General features: G+C 33.9%; 9 protein-coding genes and 1 pseudogene. 3 read left to right on the forward strand and 7 right to left on the reverse strand.

All coding sequences use genetic code 11. The features are described 5' to 3' along the window. Positions 1-473 precede the first annotated feature (473 nt). From LMB57_RS00480 to yjbM, 3 genes are read right to left on the reverse strand one after another with little or no spacing between them, the layout of a single operon-like run. Entirely contained in the window at positions 474-1379 is a 906-nt protein-coding gene (locus tag LMB57_RS00480) for an RluA family pseudouridine synthase (protein ID WP_229271148.1), read from the reverse strand. Continuing rightward, on the reverse strand, positions 1379-2191 hold the full coding sequence (locus LMB57_RS00485; RefSeq protein ID WP_065532763.1) for an NAD kinase: 813 nt from the start codon (positions 2189-2191) through the stop codon (positions 1379-1381). Before LMB57_RS00485 ends, LMB57_RS00480 begins: the two co-directional genes overlap by 1 nt. A 3-nt stretch (positions 2192-2194) precedes the next feature. Further along, complete coding sequence (gene yjbM / locus LMB57_RS00490) at positions 2195-2848, reverse strand: GTP diphosphokinase (protein ID WP_229271149.1); 654 nt, start codon at positions 2846-2848, stop codon at positions 2195-2197. A gap of 164 nt (positions 2849-3012) precedes the next feature. On the opposite strand from yjbM, the gene LMB57_RS00495 reads away from it, so the two are divergent. After that, on the forward strand, positions 3013-3651 hold the full coding sequence (locus LMB57_RS00495) for a DsbA family protein (protein ID WP_229271150.1): 639 nt from the start codon (positions 3013-3015) through the stop codon (positions 3649-3651). A 70-nt stretch (positions 3652-3721) separates the two neighbouring features. Here LMB57_RS00495 and LMB57_RS00500 read toward each other — a convergent pair whose 3' ends face one another. The 4 genes from LMB57_RS00500 to spxA form a co-directional block, all read right to left on the reverse strand. After that, on the reverse strand, positions 3722-5098 hold the full coding sequence (locus LMB57_RS00500; protein ID WP_229271151.1) for a C69 family dipeptidase: 1377 nt from the start codon (positions 5096-5098) through the stop codon (positions 3722-3724). A 1-nt stretch (position 5099) separates the two neighbouring features. Further along, positions 5100-6134, reverse strand: a complete 1035-nt coding sequence (locus tag LMB57_RS00505) for a competence protein CoiA (protein ID WP_229271152.1) — start codon at positions 6132-6134, stop codon at positions 5100-5102. 82 nt (positions 6135-6216) lie between these two features. Beyond that, complete coding sequence (locus tag LMB57_RS00510; RefSeq protein WP_229271153.1) at positions 6217-6888, reverse strand: adaptor protein MecA; 672 nt, start codon at positions 6886-6888, stop codon at positions 6217-6219. Positions 6889-7013: 125 nt separating this feature from the next. Further along, positions 7014-7415, reverse strand: coding sequence for a transcriptional regulator SpxA (spxA, locus tag LMB57_RS00515; RefSeq protein WP_229271154.1), 402 nt, complete (start codon positions 7413-7415; stop codon positions 7014-7016). A gap of 240 nt (positions 7416-7655) precedes the next feature. Between spxA and LMB57_RS00520 the strand changes: the two genes are divergently transcribed. Both LMB57_RS00520 and LMB57_RS00525 read left to right on the forward strand, forming a co-directional pair. Then, positions 7656-8147, forward strand: a complete 492-nt coding sequence (locus tag LMB57_RS00520; protein WP_003672243.1) for a hypothetical protein — start codon at positions 7656-7658, stop codon at positions 8145-8147. A 270-nt stretch (positions 8148-8417) separates the two neighbouring features. Further along, a pseudogene (locus LMB57_RS00525) lies at positions 8418-8610 on the forward strand (ISL3 family transposase); the annotation flags it as partial.

Genomic DNA, 8610 nt, shown 5'->3' on the forward strand with positions numbered 1-8610 from the left:
TTAAGCGAATTGACTTCGCAAATGTTTTGCTTCAAATCACATCGTGATTGAAGACCCTACACATTTGATTCGTCGAAACTTTGTTCAGTTTTCAAAGGTCTACCCGTTGACTAATCAATCAGCCAATCACCATATTTATTATAACATGTATCAGATCAGCTTGTCAAGAAGAAATTTTAATTATTTTTGAATTTCTTTTGATCGATAACTCAATCAGCAACTTTATTAATATATCATGTCATCAAGCAGATGTCAATAACTTTTTTAAAATCATTTCAAAAGTTACTAACTCCATAACCATATTTACCTTCAACAATCTTAAATAGATATGATTATTTATTCATATCTTATCGATGACAGGAATTATATTTTAACCTATATTTTTATTATTTGCAATACCTTTTTTATAAAAAAATTACCAGTAAGCAAATTAATTTTATCTTCTGGTAATTTTCTACTAATTAGTTCAATTACTAATATTCTTTTGTACTTAAAAGATCATCTTTAGTGTTCTTAAAATCACTTGGCAATGGTGCCGAAACAGTAATATTTTCACCTTTAAATGGACTATAAAAACTTAGCCAATAACAATGGAGGGCTTGTCTAGCAATTAATACTGATTCTTCACCATACATTTTATCGCCAATTAATGGAAAACCAAGGCTAGCAAAATGAACGCGAATTTGGTGTGTCCGACCTGTATGCAGCCTAATTTTGATAAGACTTGCTTGAACATTACATTCTTGGCACCAGTATTCAGTTACAGATGCCTTCCCTTCTTTCCCTACCATTCTTTTTACAAATGAATTAGGATCACGTTGAATCGGCGCATCAATATAACCATGCTCTGCAGGAACTTTTCCTTTAATTAGAGCAAGATAGTTTTTCTTAACTAAATGTTTTTTTAACTGTTCATCTAGGACAGCATGCGCAAAACGGTGTTTAGGAAAAACAACTAATCCGCTGGTGTCACGGTCTAAACGTGTTGCAACATGGGTAACCTGATTTTCATAATTTTGGCGCTTATAGTAGCCTTTTACCCGATTCACCAAACTATCGGCCACCGGAACGTTATGAGCCGGAACTGTCGCTACTCCTGCTGGCTTATTCATTATTAAAAAATCCTGATCTTCATAAATAATATCAATAGGTGCCTCACTGACATCCACATTATCATTAGCAGTTTCTGGAGGGAGAATTAATGTTACTTTATCGTGGTAATTAACAGTATCAATTGCCCACTTATCTACTCCATTTATTTGCATTTTCCCTCCATGGTATATGGCTACTTTTAATAACGAAGAAGAAACCCCATACATTTTTAATGCCGATCGTAATTTCCGTGGTATGCGATGATCATATATCCAATTAAATTCCATTAATGTACTCCACCAATAAATGAATCTTTTACTCGATTCCAGAAATTATTATGCCGATATTGAGCAAAATATATTCGTTGCTTAGAAACTCTATAAGATAATTCGGTCAGATACCGCTCTTTCTCACTTTTAAGCATCCATTGGTCACGATCGCATGTAAGCACATGCCCATTTTCATCACGCAAACGCAAAATTAACTCAGCATCAGCACCAAAAATAATCGGTGAGCCTAGGGTCCGAAAAACCCGGTTGTTAAGTGAAGCCATTTCAGCTAACTGAAAGCCAACACTATTTGGATCGACAATGGCACCCCCCACTGATTTATTATAAGCAGTTGAACCGGTTGGCGTTGAAATACATAAACCATCTCCCCGAAAGTTTTCAAACAAATGATTATTAATGAATACATCACATACCATTGTTCGTGTAACATTCCGAATTGTTGATTCATTAAGCGCAATATAATTCTCTATCTGCCCATCAGAATAAGTAGCCTTCATATCAAGTAAGGGATACGAAACGGCTTGTCCGCTATCTTTTACTAAACTATCAACTAAATCATCAATTTCAAAACTCCGCCAATCTGTATAAAATCCTAAGTGCCCAGTATGAATTCCAACAAAGCGAATGTTATTTAAATCTTTTTGATAATGATGAAAAGCTGATAACAACGTGCCATCTCCGCCGATTGTTATTACAACTTCTGGATTTTTTTCGACATAAGTTAAACCCGCCCGTTTCATTTCAGTTTTTAAAACCTTTGTCACCCGTTGAGATTCTGCTGTTTCATTATTATATATTCCAATTCTCATAACTTACTCCTTTAACTCGTCTTCATTAATAGAATTAGTTGATCTCCGCTTAGAAAACAATGTCTGTGCTTCCTTTATTTCTTCTCGAATCTCTGACATTTCATTATCAAGCTTAAATGCTGCCTCTGCGGCTCTTTGCAACCTTGCAGATAACTCCTCAGGAAACTCGCCTTGATATTTATAATTTAAAGAATGTTCTACTGTTGCCCAAAAGTTCATTGCAAGGGTACGCACCTGAATTTCAGCTAATATTCTTTTTTCTCCAGTAATTAATTGTACCGGATATTCAATAACAATATGATAGGAACGATATCCACTCGGTTTAACATTGGTGACGTAATCTCGTTCTTCTAAAATAGTCATATCACTTCGCTGCCGTAATAAGTCAACTACCTTATAAATATCTTCTACAAATTGACACATGATTCGCAAACCAGCAATATCTTGCATATCTTGCTCAAGTCGATCCTCTTGCACATGTCGTCTAGTCATTTTTTCTTTAATACTATCAACTGGCTTTACTCGTCCAGTTACAAATTCAATCGGAGAATGTTGCGTTTGGTCTTGAAATTGCTTTCGCATCCCCCGCAATTTGACTTTTAGTTCATTTACGGCTTGCTGATATGGCAATAAAAAATGCTGCCAATCTTCAATCATAATTCAGCCTCCTGTTAAATCTCCGTATATTTTAGCACATTTATAATAATAACTCTTGTAATTGTCTTAAAACTAAATTCTTTACAAATAGTTAGATCTTTGCAAAAATAATTATGTTCACAGGATTAGGATTTTGAGTATACAAATGATCGGAGGGGTTAATTATGCTCGAACTTCATCTTTTTGTGAATCCATTAGGAATGCGCTGTTTACGGTGTGAAAAAGACGTGTTAAAAATTGATCGTGATTTAAATACAAAAATTAGTTATCAATTTGTACCACTATTCAATATGAAAACGATCGATAGCACACTTAAATATTATCATCTTAATCCCCATGATCTTGCTATAAGACAACAAGTATCAAAAACCCTTAACCAAGTAATATTAGATTATAAAGCAGCCCTCTTCCAAGGACGAAAACGCGGACGGCATTATCTATTACAATTACAATCTGCGCTTATTAACCAAGGCTTGGATTACAACGATGAATTAATTACTAAAATTGCACATGATTCACACCTTGACTTAGAAATGTTTTTTGAGGATCGGCAAAGTCAACTTGCTAAGCAGGCTTTCCGTCAAGATCAAAAAATTGCAAGTGATCTAGGCGTATCAGAAACGGCCACCGCAGTCGTTTTTAACACCGAAGATTCTGATTACGGCCTAATGATTCCAAATTTTGACTATAATACTTTAATAAACGCATTTAAAAGCGAAAAATTGGCTCAATCTACATCCTTAGATGAATTTGTAAACCAATATCGCCCGCCAAAGCTACAAATTATACAAAACAATAATTAATAAAAAAGAGATTGAAAAAGTTGGTCTTTCATTATTGCACCATCTATTCAACCTCTTTTTTATTTTCTACCTAAAATTGCAATCGTTCTCTTGAAAAAGCAAGCTTTACTAGTTTTCCCAGTAATTTTCTGCTTTCATCTATTGCAATTTCTGCCATCCGATTATTAATCGTGGTTAAAAATGCACTAACATCAAGGTGTTGTGCCATTTCCTTATCCGTGTTTTTTTGAATGTTCATTGTTTTTGCCATTACTTGCAATTCAAAGTTTTCTTCAATACTTTGTGCTTGACAATAATTTTGATCCCCGAGGGCAGCAATTGTATGGGTGAGCCAATACATATCGTCTATTGAATATTCAGTACTAGTGTTTCGATAAGGTATTGGTGTATCGTCAATATTTGCATAAAAGGGAACTACTGCATTAAAAGTATTAGGGCCAAATGCTAACCAATGAACACCAGCAATGCTTGTAGGAACATTATTACGTATTTGTAGAATATGTAATTCTAAGTTTCGGTTTAATGCAATTGACCTAAATGGGGCTTTATCTCTTTCTAAATGATATGGATCAAAAGCTGTCCCTTGATAATGAGAACTCATTAACTTCTTGATCGTAGTTACAGTAAGCTTTTCCTTTGCATAACAGATGAATGGAAGGTTATTACTTTGCGGATTCGTATTTATTGTCCCTAGCTGCTGCTGAACATACCATGCTCGTGGGTTATTATAGACAGTGTCAGTAGCAGTTGCGCTGCCACAAATATGTCGTAAATTATATTCGTCCTCGCTAGGATTCAATTTATTTTGATCAATCCACTGTTTCAAATTTGGTGAACTCATTGTGTTGGGGCTATCAAAATCAAAAGTAGTAATATTAAATCGATTAGGAGCAATCACATAGGCATTATCGGGGATTTTAACAGCTGCCCAATGATGACCGCCGATCGTTTCCATATACCACACTTCATTATTATCACTAAAAGCTATAGCATTAGCCTCATAAGTACCATACTTTTCTAATAAACTTCCTAGTTTCTTAACACCATCTTGAGCACTCTTAATATAAGGCAAGACTAATGTTACAAAATCTTCTTCGCCAATTCCCGATAAAGTGTTATAAGGATCTATTGCTAATATCCGGGCATTAGTAGTAATAGTTTCAGTCGCACTCATCGCAACATTTACGCCATTGATACCCCCTGCACCAAAAATCCCATCTTTATCGTCAGCATCAGGCGTAGAAGTATATTTTAGCTTAGGAACCGGTAAATCAATTTTAAAGTCGGTTGTTTTGCTTTGATATTTACGTGGTTGTCTTTCTGGTTTTACTAATACAAATCTTTGAGGATCAAATTCATTACCATAATCTTCCTCACGACAAACTATAGTTGACCCGTCAATTGTTGCATTCTTTCCTGCTAAAAACATTGTACATGTATGTTGCATATTATGATCTCCTTTTAACCAGCTGTAGTTTTAACTTTGAATCATTAAACCATCTTGGACGATGAATTAAAATAAGATGATTATCCTTTCTACAAATTACTTTAAAGGCAATTAATTCGTTTGTATATTGGTTGATAGTAATATTGCGAATTGTTTCTGGAGGTAAACAACCCGGAAATAACCAATCGCTTTTGTTTACCTTCATTAATAAATTTTGCCATTCTTTATCCCCCCAAGAATAAAATAAGGGGAATTTCCCTATCTCTAATATTACACCAATTCGCCAGATAATCATTGGAATAGACATTGCCGGCCAACTTGCAATAAGATCATGGCATACCAACGGACATTCAGATAAAGCGTGTCCAGTAAGTTTTAAAGTGGCTAATGATAGTTCTCTTATTTCTTTACTTGGAAAATGATACTGTTTCTTTTGCAACATCTCAATCTGCTCCATTAAAATAGTTTTTTTATCATACTTTAACCGGCTATAGGAGCAACGCCAGTAATTCTGATTAATAACTAATTGCGCCCTTTTCACATCCCAAAATAAGAGGACAAATTGTTTTCTAAAAATTTGCGTAAACTGAACGATTTTTTTATTTCTCAAGTTACGTAAATAAGGAGATCCTAATATCCACCAAACCGGAAGTTTTAACTGACGATACCCTTCATTACGTGCTAATAACTTTTCAAGGCTTAAGGGACTACATTGAAATTCAACTGCTATAGTTTGTCCATTAATTTCTAAAAGAATATCTGGTCGTTGAGCAATTGTTGGAAAATAGACTTCTAATTGCGGATTCCAGTGATGCTTTTGTGCCCATTGATAAATCTGCTTTTTTCCTTTTAAATGTTCTAATGTTTCACCCTCGCTAAAGCCACAGTCATTTCCCTTCTTATGGGCATAATGAGTAATCTTATGCTTTCCTCGTCGCAAAATCACTCCCTGCCCGCATCCTGGACAATAATACGCCATATTGCTTTTTGCGTTTTCAGCTAACACTAATTGGTCGTTATGAACTGCAATTAACATTTAATCCCCCTATATATTTATATACGGAAATTACCCAATTTTGCACGAAAAAAGCTACGTTGAGTATGAACTCAAACGCAGCTTATTCAAAATAGTGTCGAATTAAATGTAAGGCAGATACTGACATTATTTTCTTTCCATGTTCACTTAAAAAATCAACCGTTGTTGCCGTGGGATTTCCATATTCATAAGCAAGAGCAAGTTGATCTTTAACATCATTACTGTTCAAAATAGAATCAGAATAAGCAATTGCTAAATAATACAAATCATTGTACTTATATAAATATGATGAAGCATCATCATTCTCAGCAATTTTCGCAAAATCAATTAAATCTTCAAAAGAATCAAACGTAATTACTTGCCAGTTAGTGTGTTGAATCTCATTATCTTCTGAATCATTAATCGCCGTTTTTCTTTGATCTTGATCCGGACTATTTTTTTGAATCAAATGTTGCTTAATATATTTGGACACCTGGTCATTAATCGGTCCATGCTGTTCATTCCCAGCAAAATTAGAATCATTTTTACTAATAAATAATTCTAAGCCATTATTAGTGGGCATCACCTGAAAAGTAACCGCATCGTTGTTTTGGAATTGGTGATCAGTATCTACTTCTTTCAAGATACTATAAAAGAAATCCTCTATTTGTTGATGATCACCAAGTAAGTCTAGAATGGTGATACCCCGAGCAGATAAATCATCATTATCTACCAAAACGCGAATAGTATTTTCATTAATGCGTTCCATCTCCATTGAGCAGCACCTCCTTTTACCAAAACTAGATGTTACTTCTATTGTAAGGATTTTCGCTTAAAAGTAAAGTTACTCGGTTAAAAGAATAAAAAAAGGAAAGCATATCACTTTCCATATTCTATCAGTTAAATCATATTTGCTTTTTCTTGAGCTTCTACTAGTTCAAGTTCACGAACCTTTCGTGGCAAGAAGCGACGGATTTCGTCTTCGTTGTAACCTACTTGAAGCCGTTTATCATCAATAATAATAGGACGACGTAATAATCCTGGATTTTTACTAATTAACTTAAACAAGTTCTTCATCGACAAATCATTAAGATCTACGCTCAACTTCTGGTAAGCTTTAGACCGCCTTGAAATAATGTCTTCAGTACCATCTTCAGTCATCCGTAAAATATTCTTGATTTCATTTAAAGACAATGGTTCAGAAAAAATATTCCGTTCCTTAAAAGCAATATCATGTTCTTTTAGCCAGGCACGTGCTTTACGACAAGACGTGCAACTTGGAGACGTATATAGTGTAACCATTTCGTTTAGTGGCCTCCCTTATTAAGTTAAACTAGAACATTCATTAATACATTATTTATTATACTCCCTATTCAATTAATATTAAAGTCATATAACAAAAATTATTAACTTTTTGTAAGTTGGATTGCTATTATATTTATGCTTTAGCAAAAATAAAGCAGATAAAATTTACAATTTAATTATTTTACATTAAGTTGTACTATAATAAGTATGACTACTAACTTCTGAGGAGGAATTAATATGTTAACAAAAATTAGCTTAACATTTGGTTCACGACAAATTTTACAATCAATTATTGATAAATATCCCGAACGGCATTTTAAGTTAATGCAGGCAACTACTCATACAAGAAAATTGGCATTATTTGACCTTTCTGGAAAAGATACTATTTTCCAGTCACCAGTAAAATTAACAACCCTTGATTCAACGTTAGATGCTCAATTAAATGGAATGTTTTACTACCAATCATTTCAAGTAAACGGTGATCGGCAAAAGCTTCTTTATAATACACTTCAAAAGGTATTGACTGAACCAGCTAATATGAATGGTGGTTATATGCTTAGCGTTGATAATAAAGCGGAAGCTACTACTTTAGTTTTACTAACTGCTTGGGCTGATTTTGAAGCCTTAACTGCATGGAAAGAGAGCGATACTTTTACATCTTTAAAGAACTTTACTAGTATGGGGTCAGATAATAGTTATTATGATGAAATTTACAAACCTATTTTTTAATAAGTAGATAACGTAGGGTATTTGCCAATGGTATTTAACTGATGCATACAACAGGACCATGAATTATCATTTTCGGTAACTCATAGTCCTGTTTTTGATTCATATTTTTATTAATCGTTTACTTTTTGCCAATAAAAAAACTTCGGGTATACACTTTCTGGTATGGAGAGAGATTCCATGCCAGATTTTTTTATACAAAAAAGAGGACATTTGCTGTCCCCTCGTTATACAATCAATTCACCACAAAAATCATGAAAGAAGGTTAAACAAATGTCCCATAATGATTCTATCCTAAATATTCTTGGAATTAAAGATAAAAATATTAAAATTATTTCTGTTGAAGAAGCTGAACACAACAATGATTCTGTTAAAGAGTATATAACGCTAATAACAGCTACTCTTTCTTATCCGATTAATCGTTGTCGTAACTGTGGCTTTCCCACAGTTAATAAGGATGGCTTTC

It is taken from the genome of Limosilactobacillus secundus, from assembly GCF_020784695.1.
In the GTDB taxonomy this organism is placed as follows: domain Bacteria; phylum Bacillota; class Bacilli; order Lactobacillales; family Lactobacillaceae; genus Limosilactobacillus; species Limosilactobacillus reuteri_F.